Annotated in this window: 14 protein-coding genes; 11 read left to right on the top strand and 3 right to left on the bottom strand. The window is 43.0% G+C overall.

Annotated features, from left to right (window positions below):
- The 6 genes from NC996_RS20400 to NC996_RS20375 are packed head-to-tail and all read left to right on the top strand — an operon-like array spanning position 1 to position 5,931.
- Positions 1-909, top strand: a complete 909-nt coding sequence (locus NC996_RS20400) for a glycosyltransferase family 2 protein (RefSeq protein ID WP_190985380.1) — start codon at positions 1-3, stop codon at positions 907-909.
- A 14-nt stretch (positions 910-923) separates the two neighbouring features.
- Positions 924-1,541, top strand: a complete 618-nt coding sequence (locus tag NC996_RS20395) for a DapH/DapD/GlmU-related protein (protein ID WP_190431774.1) — start codon at positions 924-926, stop codon at positions 1,539-1,541.
- A gap of 6 nt (positions 1,542-1,547) precedes the next feature.
- Positions 1,548-2,279 (top strand): acyltransferase, encoded by a 732-nt coding sequence (locus NC996_RS20390; protein ID WP_190686883.1) that lies wholly within the window; start codon positions 1,548-1,550, stop codon positions 2,277-2,279.
- 50 nt (positions 2,280-2,329) lie between these two features.
- Positions 2,330-3,253: an NAD-dependent epimerase/dehydratase family protein gene (locus tag NC996_RS20385; RefSeq protein WP_190686877.1), complete on the top strand. Its 924-nt coding sequence runs from the start codon at positions 2,330-2,332 to the stop codon at positions 3,251-3,253.
- On the top strand, positions 3,247-4,410 hold the full coding sequence (locus NC996_RS20380) for a glycosyltransferase (RefSeq protein ID WP_348260012.1): 1,164 nt from the start codon (positions 3,247-3,249) through the stop codon (positions 4,408-4,410). The genes NC996_RS20385 and NC996_RS20380 overlap by 7 nt, the downstream gene beginning before the upstream one ends.
- A gap of 30 nt (positions 4,411-4,440) precedes the next feature.
- Positions 4,441-5,931 (top strand): hypothetical protein, encoded by a 1,491-nt coding sequence (locus NC996_RS20375; protein WP_190686871.1) that lies wholly within the window; start codon positions 4,441-4,443, stop codon positions 5,929-5,931.
- Positions 5,932-5,977: 46 nt separating this feature from the next.
- Here the strand turns inward: NC996_RS20375 and NC996_RS20370 are convergent, their stop codons facing one another.
- The gene (locus NC996_RS20370; protein ID WP_190686867.1) at positions 5,978-6,568 is read right to left on the bottom strand and encodes a methyltransferase domain-containing protein; all 591 of its coding nucleotides are present in this window, start codon (positions 6,566-6,568) and stop codon (positions 5,978-5,980) included.
- Between the two features lie 263 nt (positions 6,569-6,831).
- Here NC996_RS20370 and NC996_RS20365 point away from each other — a divergent pair, with 263 nt between their 5' ends.
- From NC996_RS20365 to NC996_RS20355, 3 genes are all read left to right on the top strand, one after another.
- Positions 6,832-7,704: a glycosyltransferase family 2 protein gene (locus NC996_RS20365; RefSeq protein WP_190686864.1), complete on the top strand. Its 873-nt coding sequence runs from the start codon at positions 6,832-6,834 to the stop codon at positions 7,702-7,704.
- The gene (locus tag NC996_RS20360) at positions 7,701-8,903 is read left to right on the top strand and encodes a glycosyltransferase family 4 protein (RefSeq protein ID WP_190686861.1); all 1,203 of its coding nucleotides are present in this window, start codon (positions 7,701-7,703) and stop codon (positions 8,901-8,903) included. Before NC996_RS20365 ends, NC996_RS20360 begins: the two co-directional genes overlap by 4 nt.
- A gap of 146 nt (positions 8,904-9,049) precedes the next feature.
- A complete protein-coding gene (locus NC996_RS20355) occupies positions 9,050-10,315 on the top strand; it encodes a glycosyltransferase family 4 protein (RefSeq protein WP_190686858.1) in 1,266 nt (421 codons plus the stop codon).
- On the opposite strand, the gene NC996_RS20350 is transcribed toward NC996_RS20355, so the two are convergent.
- A complete protein-coding gene (locus NC996_RS20350; protein ID WP_190675619.1) occupies positions 10,306-11,637 on the bottom strand; it encodes a TIGR03279 family radical SAM protein in 1,332 nt (443 codons plus the stop codon). The two genes, NC996_RS20355 and NC996_RS20350, sit on opposite strands and share 10 nt — an antisense overlap.
- A 55-nt stretch (positions 11,638-11,692) precedes the next feature.
- Positions 11,693-12,658: an undecaprenyl-diphosphate phosphatase gene (locus NC996_RS20345; protein WP_190536839.1), complete on the bottom strand. Its 966-nt coding sequence runs from the start codon at positions 12,656-12,658 to the stop codon at positions 11,693-11,695.
- Positions 12,659-13,040: 382 nt separating this feature from the next.
- On the opposite strand from NC996_RS20345, the gene NC996_RS20340 reads away from it, so the two are divergent.
- Both NC996_RS20340 and NC996_RS20335 read left to right on the top strand, forming a co-directional pair.
- On the top strand, positions 13,041-13,706 hold the full coding sequence (locus tag NC996_RS20340) for a DUF3120 domain-containing protein (RefSeq protein WP_199292376.1): 666 nt from the start codon (positions 13,041-13,043) through the stop codon (positions 13,704-13,706).
- 139 nt (positions 13,707-13,845) lie between these two features.
- On the top strand, positions 13,846-14,835 hold the full coding sequence (locus NC996_RS20335) for an FHA domain-containing protein (protein WP_190411854.1): 990 nt from the start codon (positions 13,846-13,848) through the stop codon (positions 14,833-14,835).
- The last annotated feature ends 6 nt before the right edge of the window (positions 14,836-14,841 follow it).

Raw genomic sequence — 14,841 nt, 5'->3', positions numbered from 1 at the left:
ATGAAAACTCCCGTTGCTTTGTTAATCTTTAAACGACCTGAGACTACAGCCAAGGTTTTTGAGGTAATTCGTCAGGCAAAACCGCCGAAGCTTTTAGTAGTTGCTGATGGCCCTCGTAGCGATCAACCAGGTGAAGCAGAAAAGTGCGCTGCTACTCGTGAAATTATTGACACTGTAGATTGGGATTGCGAAGTTCTAAAAAATTATTCAGATGTAAATTTAGGCTGCGGTTTACGTCCAGCTACAGGTATTAATTGGGTATTTGAACAAGTAGAAGAAGCCATCCTTTTCGAGGATGATTGTTTACCTCATCCAACTTTCTTTCAGTTTTGCGAGGAGTTATTAGAAAAATATCGCGATGATGAAAGAGTAATGAGTATTGCGGGAACCAATCTTTTAGGCGAACGGAAGTTACCTGGACAAAGTTATTATTTTTCCTACTTTGGTGGAAATTGGGGTTGGGCATCCTGGCGTAGAGCTTGGAAATATTTTGATTATGACATTAAGCAATGGCCTGAAATTTTCGAGAGTCGGTTCCTAGAAAATTACTTAAGGGTACCAAAACATTATTTGTTTTGGCAAAAAATATTTCAAGATGCCTACCAAAATAAAAACAGATCCTGTTGGGATTATCAATGGTTGCTAGCTTGTTGGCTTCAACATGGATTAAAAATAGTGCCTGAAGTTAATTTGATTACGAATATTGGTTTCGGAGCCAATGCAACTCACACTTTTTCTACTGAAAATCCCTTAGGTAAAATGGGGACGCAAGAAATTAGCTTTCCTTTGAAGCATCCTCCTTTTATGATTCGAGATGTAGAAGCAGATACCTTATTTCAAGAAAACTTTTTTGACAATAGAAGCCTATTTACTAAAGTTAAAAATAAACTTCAAAAAAGTTTTGCTTAAGGAGTAATTACGAGATGAACCCCTTCTCCAAAATTAAGTCTAAAATTAATGCTAATTTAACCAAAAAAAAGTGTGTAATTGGCAATAATTCAAGCGTTTTAGACCACAATTCACTGATAAGCCACGATCGCGATAAAAATAGTATTATTCTGGGTGAAAACACTTACATCGAAGGTCAATTAATGACTTTTCCGGGAGGAAAAATAAAAATAGGCAATTTCTGTTATTTAGCCCAAGGCTCTAAAATTTGGTCAGACACTTTAATTGAAATAAAAGATAGAACAATCATTGCTCATAATGTAAATATATTCGACAATCAAACTCATCCACTCGATCCGGTAGCGCGTCATCAACAATTCGTTCACATTATCCAAAAAGGCTTTCCTAAAGACTTAAACCTAAATGGAAAACCAGTCATTATTGAAGAGGATGTTTGGATTGCTTGTAACTCAATTATTCTAAGAGGGGTGACGATTGGAAAATGCTCAATTATCGGTGCTGGCTCAGTCGTTACAAAAGATGTCCCTGCTTGGACGATTGTTGCGGGGAATCCAGCCCAGATTATTGGCAAAGTTCCTGAAGGTGAACGGAAGATTTTAAATAGCAAAGAAGTAGTAAGCGATCGCGGGTAAAAATCAATGAAGCGCTTTATAGTATCTAAACTAACAGACGCTCAAATAGACAGGATTAAATGGCTAGGAGGTAACTTAAAAGCCCATTTTAGTAAAAGGCAAAATGTAGGTAAAAACTCTTATATCGATCCATCGGTTCATGTACTAGGGTGGGGTAATGTAAAAATTGGTCAAAATTCAGTTATCGGTTCGGAAACAGTAATTGTCATTAACAAACGAGAAAAAGAAAAAATTTCTGTCATTGTTGGTGATAACTGTTTTATCGGTCGCAGAAACTTTTATAGTGCTGGAGCTTTAATAAAAGTCGGTGACTACAGTTTAATTGGTAATGACTGTAAACTGTTAGGAAGTGGGCACGAATACACTTCTCCGTTTATTCCGTATCACACTGCTTTAACAACTACTGATGGAGTAATAGACATCGGCACAAATTGCTGGCTGGGTGTAGACGTGACTATTTTGAAAGGCGTCCAAGTAGGATACGGCTCAATCATTGGAGCTTCCACCGTAGTAAATTGCAATATTCCCCCATTCAGCGTGGTGGTGGGAAATCCATGTCGAATCGTTAAAAGATTTGATATGCGATCGCAAGAGTGGGTAAGGGCTAAAGATTATTCTGAAGATGGCGATCGATATCTTCCTGGTGAAGATGAATATTTAGCAATATTAAAAAAAAAATTTCCCGCTACTAGAATGCCAACAATCGCTATTAGCAAGTTCTTCGGGGATTTAGACTAACAAAGTAGGAAGAAAATAGATAATTTTACGAATAAATAAAAAATATTTCCATGAAAACTGTTTTAATTACAGGTGTAACAGGGTTTATCGGGCGATATGTTGCTCGTCAGTTTACAGAAACTGGATGGAGTGTTATTGGGCTGGGAAATCGCCCTCCAGAGAATGCACCTAGACAAGATTTGTTTCGCTATGAACAATTAAATTTGCCTTCTGCGGATCTAGCAAAAATTGTTCAAGAGTTGCAACCGGAAGTTTGTATTCACTGCGCTGGAAGAGCTTCAGTAGAGCTTTCAATTGGCGATCCATCAGCAGATTTTAGCAACAGTGTTGCTGTCACTTTCAACCTTTTAGATACATTACGTCTTTATGTTCCAAAATGTCGTTTAATCTATCTTTCTAGTGCTGCTGTCTATGGAAATCCAGAAACCTTACCCATTCAGGAAAACCAAAGCTTGAAGCCAATTTCTCCCTATGGCTTTCATAAGCTGATGTCTGAGCAACTTTGCGCTGAGTTTTTCCAAGTTTATAACTTACCCACTGCTATAGTACGCATTTTTTCGGGTTATGGGCCAGGACTGAGGCGACAAGTTCTTTGGGATATGTGTCAAAAAGCTTTGACAAACCCCACACTAAAGTTACGAGGTACTGGGAACGAAAGCCGCGATTTTATTCATGGTAGAGACGTAGCAAGGGCACTTTATGTTCTTGCTGAAAAAGCTAATTTTGAAGCCGAGGTTTATAACCTTGCAAATGGTGTCGAAACAACAATCAAAGAATTAGCAGCATTAGTGTTAGCCAAACTAGGGGAAGATATTCCGGTTGAATTTGATAATAGTACTCCTGTCGGAACTCCAATAAACTGGCAAGCCGATATGAGCAAACTTGCCCAAATTGGATTTACCCCTGAAGTAACGATAGAAAGGGGTGTAAACGTCTATGTTCAATGGTGTCGAGCTGAGATTTTAGGATGGTAAAAAATCTACATATTTGCCTCAACATGGTGGGTGGCTCTAGCTGGCTAGGGGGCGTGCTATATATTCAGAATTTAGCCCGCGCGATCGCTACTTTACCAGAAACCGAAAAAGCGAATATCAAGCTAACAATAGCTGTTCACGATAAAGATATAAATCTAATAGAACCAGCCCGGGGTTACGTTAACCAAATTTATGCTACTTCCAAGTGGCAGCGTGCCTATCTAAAAATGTGTAATTTTTTAGCTGAGCGTATCTCTTTCATTCCTCTGGAACTACTAAATCCTCAAAAAATAAATTTTCTTTACCCGGCGATAGCAGGAACCCGCTCACCTTATCAGTGGGGAGGTTGGATTCCTGACTTTCAACACTATCACTTATCCCACCTTTTCTCTCCGGAAGAAATCGCTCAACGTAATCGAGATCAGCAACAAATTGCTCACGCTGCTCCTATTATTGTCCTCAGTAGCAATATGGCACAAGAAGACTTTAAATATCTTTATCCGGAAGCAGCTTCTCGAAGCGTTGTAATGAACTTTGTAAGCTGTCCCGCACCTGAATGGTTTGAGTTAGATCCCAAACTAACGCAAGAAAAGTATAAACTTCCAGATAAATTTTTTCTGGTCAGCAATCAATTTTGGAAACATAAAGATCATGCTGTGGTAATTGAAGCTTTGGGGCTACTGAAACAACAGGGACTTACACCTACCGTTGTTTGTACTGGAAGTGCTACTGATTATCGTAATCCTGATTATTACAATTACCTCTTAACAAGAATTGAGGAATTAGGAATTAGCGAACAAGTACGTCTTTTAGGATTAATTCCTCGTGTAGACCAAATTCAGCTCATGAGGAGGTCTTTAGCTGTAATTCAGCCTTCTTTATTTGAAGGTTGGAGTACGGTTGTAGAGGACGCACGTTCTCTTGGTAAACCCATGTTACTTTCTGACTTTCCTGTCCATTTGGAGCAGAATCCTCCTGATTCTTACTTTTTTGAGCGTAGTAATGCGGAACAACTAGCAGCACTGATTGATAAAACTTTCACTACATTAACACCAGGACCAGATGTAGAAAAAGAAAGTTTAGCTAAACAGGATAATATTGAAAAAATCAAAGTATACGGTAGGCGTTTTTTAGAGATAGTACGCAGTGTTGTATAACCAACAAAATTTTATCTAGGGATTTTTTAGATGTTGAAACGCTCAGAGAAATACTTACATTACGTACTCTTTGATACGCTCAAAGAAAAGAATGTTATTCCTCCAGCCTTTTTCTGGATAGCTGTAGCTACTTTGTATGCAGTAGCGAATGCGCCGAAGAATAGGATAATCATGGCGTTTCAAGCAATTTTCAATCGCCTGCCTCAAGATTGGGTTTCCACAACTGTTCAAGCAATCGAAAGTCGTTTCAGCCAAGGGGTAATTTCTCCAGAAATCCTAGCCAAAACTGCTCCGCAGCAACTAGCTGAGATTACTACTAATTACGGCATAATCCCTATCAAAGGATTTCTCTTTTTTATCGCAACTTTAGTTATTGCATACCCAATTTTAATATCGGTTATTAAGTCGCGTCATTCACTATTTCAGTCTGGGTTTAAAAGAAGAGCGATCGCCTCCTTAGCCATCTTCGCAATTATATCTGTACTCATCGTCCCTTTTCGCTATCCTTTAGGTCCAGGGGTGATGGGTTTAGAGTATGCCATTAGGAGTTTAGAGCCTTTTAGTCAAAATGCCGACTGGTATTATCGACGCTTGCTTATGCTAGCGATCGCTAACTTTATCCACATGAGTGGACCATTCCTATATTACATTTTTTCTCTGGCTTGTACCTATCTTTTAATCTTCTTGACTTTAACCTTTATCGAGTCCAAAATATTCGGTTCAAAGGAGACTGATGAGGGGCAACAAGAAATTGAATCCGAATCAATAAATTATCAAAAACTTGGTTTATATTACCTTTCAATTGCAACTAGTAGTTATTTAATTTTTAATTGTCAATTTCCGGGCTATGTCGATCAGCTATTTTTTAGCCTGCTATTACTTCCAGCTTGTATCCCTATGACTCGGCAGGGAAGACTCGCAACTCTTGCTTTTGCCTTAGCCACACATGAAGCCAGTGCTTTTGTCTTTATCCCAATTGTTATTTTCTGTTTTCCCAGAAGAGAAGTATTAACCGCTTTATCCTTAGTCCCCATTTACTGTTTTATTTGGTTTGCTGGCAGTGGATTTTCTCTGGATAGTCCAGTAAAGGCACATTTGATACTGGAGAATAAGACGGCATTGCAGTACTTAGCTGAAAATCCAATGTTGGGATTAGCAGGGTTCTTTTTCTCCTACAAGCTATTGTGGATTATTACCCTGTATATTTTGTGGATACTTTGGCGTCAGGGCGAGACACTTTTGGTAAGTGCGATCGCTTGTATCATTGCATTCCCTATTTCTACAATGTTTTTGATTGTGGATACTAGCAGAAATGTAGGTTATGGTTTCTTTGGAATGTTAATCGCTTTTACTATCCTGATTCGGGAAGAAAAAGTCTTTCCGGGGCATCTTATATTGTTTTATCTGGTCATTGTAAATATTATTATTCCTTCCTACTATGTAGGTTTAAACACGGGTTTTCAGACTTATATGGGTCTGTATCATCTTATCCCTCTTTTTCCCTCCACTTATGTTCCATAAATATAAAATTTTAGGGTGAGCATTGCCCACCCTACTCATTCAACTATTATTTAATACATTCCATAAATAGGGATTCTGGGCGTTCTTCTCGTTCTGCAATTCCTGGTATTTGACTGTCTCGGTAGTTGCATCTAACCACTTCCCGAAATCCAGTATCCAAGAGAATTTTTCGCAACGAATTTTCGTTATAGTGCCAGTGGTGGCGATTTTTTTCTAACGTCTGCGTTGCTTCTAAAAATTCTGTCAAAAATACTTCAGGACAGCTAGGATTGTAGCTCTTTATTAATTGATCGAGGTCTGGAACTGCAACCCGAAATATTCCACCTGGCTTCAGAACTCGATAAACTTCAGAGATACAATTTAAAGCGCCTTCCAGGTATAAATGCTCAAGTACATGAGATGTATATGCTGCATCCACACTATTATCAGACCAGGGAAATTTTTTAGTCAGATCCAGATATGTAAGCTGACGAAAAATTCCTTTTTGATGCTCGTCATATCGTTCTCGCTCGAGCTTCCCTACTTTATACATGAGATCAGGTAAAAAGGGGATTTTTGAAACCCAGATATGAGGAGTAATATCTGTATTGATCCAGCCAGAGAAAATGCGGTCGAAAGAGCCTAAATTTAATTTCATTGCCTCAGACATATTGTTGACCTCAGAAAGGGAATTAAGCCGCTATAAACTAGCTTAATAAAAATCAATATCAAGAATATTGAAAATATTCTTTAATTTTAGAAAAGGTAAGCTTAGGGCTTGCTAAATTGTAGAATATAGGTTGACCAAAAAAAGCAATTACGTTGATACATTGTTCATGCTTCTAATTTTAGTATTCCCAAGTTCAGGAATAATATAGCTATTATGACAACTAACATTTATTTTAATAAGGTGAGGCGCTGATGGAAAATACTAGCATAGCTGTTCTTATCACTTGCTATAACCGCAAGCAAAAGACTTTAGCAAGTCTAGAGGCACTTTTCAACCAGGTACTCCCAACTAACGTTAATCTTTGGGTCTATCTTGTAGATGACGGCAGTACTGACGGTACAGCAGCAGCCGTCAACCAACATTATCCTCAAGTAAAGATTATCCAGGGAGATGGAAATTTATTCTGGAATGGAGGAATGCGAGTGGCATTTTCTGAAGCCATTAAGCACCCTCATGATTATCATCTCTGGCTGAATGATGACACGCTAATTTACCCAGAAGCTTTAAGTAATTTGCTGACAACCTCTCATTTTTTAGCCTCGCAAGGAAATGCAGCAGCCATTGTAACCGGGGCGACTTGCGATCCGGAGACAAATACGGTTTCTTATGGCGGCGTCGTGAAAAGTACGTGGTGGCATCCCTTCAAATTTCGCTGGCTAGAACCGAGCCAAAAAGCTATACGATGTGACACCATGCATGGAAATTGTGTATTGATTCCTAAAGAAATATTCCAAGCAATCGGAAACTTAGATCCTGACTTTAAGCATTATGCGGGAGACTTTGATTATGGGTTACGCGCGAGAGGAAAAGGATATACGGTTTGGTTAGCTCCAGGCTACATCGGAACCTGTTCCGGAAACCCTCTGTACGCAAACTGGATGGATTCTAATTTGCCGATTCGCGAACGATGGCAAAAGGCAGAACAACCTAAAAATTTCACATTTCAAGAACGGAAGTTATTTGCTCAGCGCCATGCTGGAATTTTATGGCCTATTTATTGGTTGCTGCCCTACAGAAAATTGCTTTTCTCAAGCTTTAGCAAACGGGGACAGGTGGGAACATGAAAATTAGAAATTCTGACGATACAGAATTAAAAGTAGACGATCTCCGCATTGCTATTGCGATCCCCTCAGTCGAATTTGGCTCTTACTGGCGACCTGTTTTGTACGAACTTACGAAAATCTGTAAGAATACAATTTTTTATACTGGCTGTCTTTGGCCGAAATTCGATGCTGATGCTCCAGGAGCTTCCGCGGTTAAACTTGTAGGAAAATTTAAATTTGTAGAGGCAACTCAAGTATCGGGTGGCTATGGTCGCGGTTTTATGGTAGCTTCCCCAAAGATTGTGAATGAGTTACTTGAGTTTAAACCTCATGTTGTTTTTGTCAGCGCTTTCTCTATATGGACTGTTTTAGCACTGCTTTTCAAACCCTTGGGAGGTTGGAAAGTTGTAATCATTTATGATGGCAGTTCGCCGAATACAAATTTTGAAGATTCTAAACTTCGTACCTTTTCGCGTCGTTTAATGGTTAAATTTACAGATGCTTTTATTGCTAATAGTAACGATGGCAAAAAGTATCTTTATAAGATAATTGGAGCTGAGGAAAGGAGAATTTTTACAAAAACTTATCTGGTGCCTGAACCCCAAGCTTTGCGGGAACGTCTTGAAGCTGCAAAACCTAGTGAACTAAAGCTAAAGCGTCCGGTTTTTCTATTTGTCGGGCAAGTGATTTCTAGAAAAGGAATAAAGTCGTTGTTGGAGGCATGTTCTCTTCTTACAAGTCAGGGATATTCTGATTATTCGCTGGTAATTATTGGGGATGGAGCGCAACGTGAGGAATTGGAAGTTTTTGTTAAAAACAATAATCTAACAGAGCGTGTGACCTGGACAGGATGGTTAGATTACGGGCAACTAGGGGCATATTTTCAGGATGCCGATGTCTTTGTTTTTCCTACCTTTGAAGATGTATGGGGAATGGTGGTGCTGGAGGCGATGGTATTTGGCAAACCCATATTGTGTTCTAAAGGTGCAGGCGCTTACGAAATGGTGATAGAAGGAGAAAATGGGTATTTGTTTGAGCCGCAAAACCCAGAAGAAATTGCTGAAGGAATGCGCCGTTTTATAGATAATCCAGAGCTTGCTGCCTCAATGGGAGAAAAATCAAAGCAGTTGATCGGGCAGTACACTCCAGAGGCAGCAGCCAAATCGATGGCAGAAGTAGCAATGAATGTTTTACAAAAAATTCAAATAAATGCCGAATGATATTGAATTGAGACAGCACTTCTAAAATTGCGTTTCTCAGCTTAGGCTGGAAACCAGAAAAATAATTTTGGGTAAATGGGTAATTTTGAAAGTGGGTGGGAACTATAGATAGAGAAAACGGCTAATTTTATAAAAGGTAAAAGCCTATGAAAATCCTTCTATCTGCATACGCTTGTGAGCCTGGGTGTGGCTCTGAGGAAGGGGTAGGCTGGAATACAGTTCGGCAAGTAGCAAATCATCACGAAGTTTGGGTGTTAACTCGAATTGGTTATCGTGCAGCAATTGAAGCCGAGCTAGTTTGTCACCCGGTTCCCAATTTACACTTTATTTATTTCGATCCATTTAATTGGACGGAAGATTGGCGGAATAAACAAGGGTTAGTGCAACTTCATTACTACCTTTGGCAAATACAAGCTTATTTTCTGGCAAGGCGGCTGCATCGGGAGATTGGCTTTGACTTGGTGCGTCATGTCACTTATGTGAAACACTGGTCTCCTAGCTTTTTAGCACTATTGCCAGTCCCCTTCATTTGGGGGCCTGTCGGAGGCGCTGAATCGGCTCCAAAAGCTTTCTGGAAAGATTTTAGTCGGCGCGGCAAGGTTTACGAATTGCTGCGAAACTTCGCTCAATCGGTGGGTGAACAAGATCCATTTGTGCGGCTGACTGCAAAGCGAAGTTATGTAGGATTAGCAACCACTGAAGAAACGGCAGAACGGTTGCGATCGCTTGGAGTAAAAAATGTCCAAATCGCTTCGCAAGTGGGTTTATCTAAGGAAGAAATTAGTCAATTGGCGCACCATATTGTGCCTGATGATAGTCCCATACGGTTTACTACCGTGGGTCGGCTCATCCACTGGAAAGGAGTCCATCTGGGGATTCGAGCTTTTGCTTTGGCTCAAATTCCCCAAGCAGAATACTGGATTGTGGGAGATGGACGGGAACGGCAACAATTGGAAGCGATCGCTCACTCACTGGGAGTAGCAGATAAAGTTCGCTTCTGGGGCGCTTTACCGCGCCAGGAAACCCTATCTAAAATCGGGCATTGCCACGTCCTCGTCCACCCCAGCCTGCACGAATCTGGGGGATTTGTCTGCGCGGAAATGATGGCGGCGGGGCGTCCAGTCATTTGCTTGGATTTGGGAGGGCCAGCGGTACAGGTAACGGAGGAAACTGGGATTAAAGTGGCTGCGATAAATCCCGAACAAGTCGCACGCGACGTAGCTGCTGCGATGACTCGTTTAGCGGAAGATCCAGCGTTACGGGTGCGAATGGGACAAGCGGGACAAAAGCGGGTGAAGGAAGTCTTTGATTGGGATCTCAAGGAAAGGCTTTTGCTCGATTTGTATGAAAAAAGGCTATCTCAGTCCGCTATCGTCCCTTCACTTGCTAAAGGCTTGACGGATCAAGGGTGAATGCAGGCGTCGATGAGTTCTTCGATGCCATTGATAGGCAAGATTGGTGTACCCAACTCAGTGGCGAGTTGTTCCACAGTCATGTCATCTAGGAAGCAAGAATCGCCGTGTTTTAGCATGACTGAGGGGAGGAGAATGCGATCGCCCAAATCTCTTCCCTTTAGTTTCAGCAAATCTTGACCCGTTAACAAGCCCGTAACGCTAATCTCTTGTCCCCAGTATTCGCTACGCAACGCCGCCAGATTTACTTGCAGTCCTTGCACTTGATTCAGACGTTGCAAGATAGGCTCAAAGGCTATTTCCACTGCATTCCCCACCACCCAAGTTAATTTTTGGGATGTTTTTAAACGTCGCGGCAATTTTTTCGCGGCAACCTGCTGAAATTCCTTGAGAAATTGGCGAATCGAACCAACCCCATTGCCAATTTGAGGATAGTCTTCGTAGTCTGATTCTGGCGGTAATTCTTGCCCAGCAATTAAAAACCACTCGTCGGCTAACCAGGCAAAAGTCGATCCCATCTGGTTGCGGAATTTCTCCTGGAGTGCCTGGACTTGCAAAATCACTTCAGCGGCTTTCTGGGGCGTCACTGGGGTTAGTTCGTCTTCGGTTGGACGGAAACGTGTCAAACCGACCGGAACCACTGCCACAGAGGCGACAGCCGGGATATCTCCCTGGTGAAAAGAGGCTAAATCCCCCAGGGTAGTCTCTAGGCGATCGCCATCGTTAATGCCAGGACAGAGAACAACCTGGGCATGGATTTGCAGACGCCGTTCTTGAAACCACCGCAGTTGCTGCAAAATCTCAGCGGCGCGGGGATTTTTTAACAGGCGGCTGCGGACTTCTGGTTCGGTAGCATGGATGGAAACGTAGAGGGGAGAGAGGCGCATCTGCTCAATCCTGTCCCATTCCCTCTGGGTGAGATTGGTCAGGGTTAAGTATGAGCCATAGAGAAAGCTGAGGCGGTAGTCGTCATCTTTGAGATAAAGCGATCGCCTTTTACCGGGAGGCTGTTGGTCGATGAAGCAGAAAGGACAGCGGTTATTACACTGAATTAAGCCATCAAATAGGGCAGTTTCAAATTCCAACCCCAAGTCATCGTCGTAGTCTTTCTCAATTTCCACCGAGTGGCTTTTGCCAGCAGTATCTAAAACTTCCAGTTCCAGCACTTCATCCGCACACAAAAACTGGTAGTCAATAAGGTCGCGGGGGCGCATCCCGTTGATAGAAACAATTGCATCTCCCGGTTCAAACCCGACTTCGGCAGCAATGGAGTCGGGGAGGACTTGGGTAATTAAGGCTGGACGAATAGAAATCTCGCTCATAAAACTAGGAGGAAACGAACCGCTTCAGGCACGGAGGGAGGAGAAGAAAAAGTAATTAGATATTCGGGATTAGTTTGACGAAAATCGCGCCTAAGATAGCTATTCCAAATGCTAACCGATACCAAATAAATACCCACGTACTCTGGGTTTGCAGGAAGCGCAGCAGCCACGCGATCGCGAGATAGGAAAATACTCCAGCTGAGATGACTCCTGCCAGCAAAGGCAGCAGTCCACCATCTCCTAGTCCTGTTTCTAAAACACCTTTTAATTCCACTAACCCTGCCAGGGTAATTGCTGGGATTCCTAATAAAAAAGAAAACCGGGCAGCGGTTGCCCGTTCTAAATTCATAAATAGTCCAGCAGTCAGGGTGGAGCCGGAGCGAGAAACGCCGGGAATTAACGCCAAAGCCTGAGCCAATCCCATCAAAATGCCATCTTGAAGTGTTAATTGCTCAAAGTTACGCTTTTTCTTGCCAATGCGCTCGGCAATTCCCAACAATAAAGCCATGAAAATAGAGGCAATCGCGATCGCTGCCATACTCCGTAACGGGGAGTTGTCAAAGTCGGGAATAAACTTTTTGATCAGCAGTCCAAAAAAGAGGATGGGTAAGGTTCCCAAAACGATTCCCAGTGCCATACGGAAGTCGTTGGATTCGTAATTCTTGTGAGCGATCGCCTTGAATGCACCCGTTGTAATTTGCGTCAAATCCCCCCAGAAATACCACAGCACTGCGGCAATACTGCCCAGCTGAATCACGGCGGTAAAGGCGACTCCTGGATCGCCCCATCCTAGCGCCACCGGCACCACCTTCAAATGCGCCGTACTGCTAATGGGCAGAAACTCAGTCAACCCTTGCACCATGCCTAGAACCACCGCTTGAAAGATATTCATCTGAGGTGTGGTTGCGGCAACGGGTGCCACGTCTTGCGCCCTTACCATCGCTTCTAAGGGGAAGGTCAACACAGTGCTGGCAGCACCGACACCAAGAATCGCCAATTTTTTACGTTTTGATACAGCCATGAAATCCTCTAATAAGCAGCATTCCAGACAAGTCAGCCTTTCTTCTTTCTTCTTTGCGAGTCACTGGCAGAGGCATCTTGCGCCACTACACATAACACAGGCATTACATAAGACGAGCAATTTTTAGAAAATCTCCGACTCTCAACGCTGAGTTTCTCCCAACTTCCCATTCATTTTCTGCCACCCTACTCCGAAAAGCCACTTGTATTGCTCAATAAAACTCAGCTAAGATTTCTATATCCCCCCCTAGGGCATTTTTCCTGTGATATCGTAAAAGATGTAAACTAAAGTAAAGAATATTAACAAAATCTTGTTTAACGATACCTGGTTTTCTAATTCATCTTCTTCTGTCCCTGGTAATCTCCCCCAGCCAAGTAAAACTCTGTTGGGGTTTTTTGATTGGGGAATCGGCACCCGCCAAGCTTGGTTAGTTTTCGCAGCTGCGTCTTTTCTGGTATCCGTGCCAGTGTTTGTGCAAGCCCCTTTAGTGCGGCTGCTACCAGAACTGAGTTTAGTAATGACAGCCGGGTGGGTTTGGCTGAGCGTGGTTCTCAGACGGCGTCCTGCGACTCATGTGTGGGGAGATTTGCTGCTGGGATTTAGCTGGAGTTGGTTAGCAGGGTCGATTTATTGGGGCTGGCTGCGCTGGGAACCCACGATCCACTTGCCGGTGGAAGCCATCGGTTTACCGTTTGCCTTATGGTGTTTGACCCGCCGTTGGGGTCTTGTCGGCAACCTATTTTATCTTGGCTCCCTGTTTGGCACGGCAGTAACAGATATATACTTCTACTTAGCTGGTTTGATTCCACACTGGCGAACCGTCATGCAAGTTGCACCAAGCGAGGCATCACTGGTTTTTCAAAGTGCGATCGCTCAAGTCAGCACCCCCTGGGGAACCAGTTGGGCACTCGTGCTTCTCGGAATCCTATTAGGTGTTGGTCTGGTACCATTGCGATCGCGCCAGCTGCATTGGTGGGCCTTTGGTGGAGCCGTTTTGAGTACAATCTTGGTAGACGGTCTGTTTTGGCTGGCTGCTACTATGGCTTAAAAATATCTTGAAAGTGTCCCCTGAAAAATTTATTCATGTCGGGACATCTAGTTACAAAGGTTCCCAAATTACCCATCAAGCTCCAGAAGAAAGCTAAAATTTAACCACTCCATACGATGCGTCGTTGCTTCTCTAGCCTGTGGTGACTTTGCGACCCACTCCTTACTTACTCCTTCGTACCGAGTCCGGCAATCGCTATCTCCCCTTGGTAAGTAGTAACTGCTGGACAGTTGGTCGCAGTGACGACAACAATTTTGTGTTGCCGGATCGTTGGATTTCTCGCAACCATGCAATGTTGCAGTGTACCGAAACCGGCGAGTTCTACCTAATTGACCTAGGAAGTCGCAACGGCTCCTTTGTCAATGGCAGACGAGTCAGTATTCCGGTTACTTTACGCAATGGCGATCGCCTTACCTTTGGTCAGACGGATCTAGAGTTTCACTGCCCTACCGCCAACCGCAACAATGAGCCATTGCCAAGCGGGGACAAGGATACGCTGACTTCGACTTTGCACGTACGCCGTCTGATGTCAGTCATGGTGGTAGACATCCGCGACTTCACAGTTCTCACCCGGCAACTAGATGAAAAAATATTATCGGCGGTGATTGGTACTTGGTTCCGTCATGCAGGAAATATCATCCGAGAGTATGGCAGCTGGGTTGATAAATATATTGGCGATGCGGTCATGGCGATTTGGTTTCATGGACCCCAAGGAGTGACCGATGAGGATATGCTCAACATTTGTCAAGCAGTGAGCGCCCTCCATAAAATCACAATGGATTTGAGCAATAAATATCCCGTGCCCTTTCCGCTGCGAATTGGGGCAGGAATTAATACGGGTTTTGCAATGGTTGGGAACACGGGCAGTGGCGATCGCCCCGATTACACCGCGATTGGGGATACGGTGAATGCGGCATTTCGTCTGGAATCTGCCACCAAGCAACTGGGTCTGGATATTGCTGTGGGAGAAACCACTCACGAATATCTCATCTCTTTGGCAAAGCAAGAGACTGGTTTTAAGCAATATATCGTCAATCTAAAGGGCTATGAAGTGCCCACCGTGACCTACGCAGGCTCCTACGCTGACTTAGATAGTTTTTTGCAGGTCAATACGCTCAATAAAGACTAAACAGCA

This window comes from Trichocoleus sp. ST-U2 (assembly GCF_039961875.1).
In the GTDB taxonomy this organism is placed as follows: Bacteria; Cyanobacteriota; Cyanobacteriia; order Cyanobacteriales; family FACHB-T130; genus FACHB-T130.
This window is presented reverse-complemented; position numbering and strand designations above follow the sequence as displayed.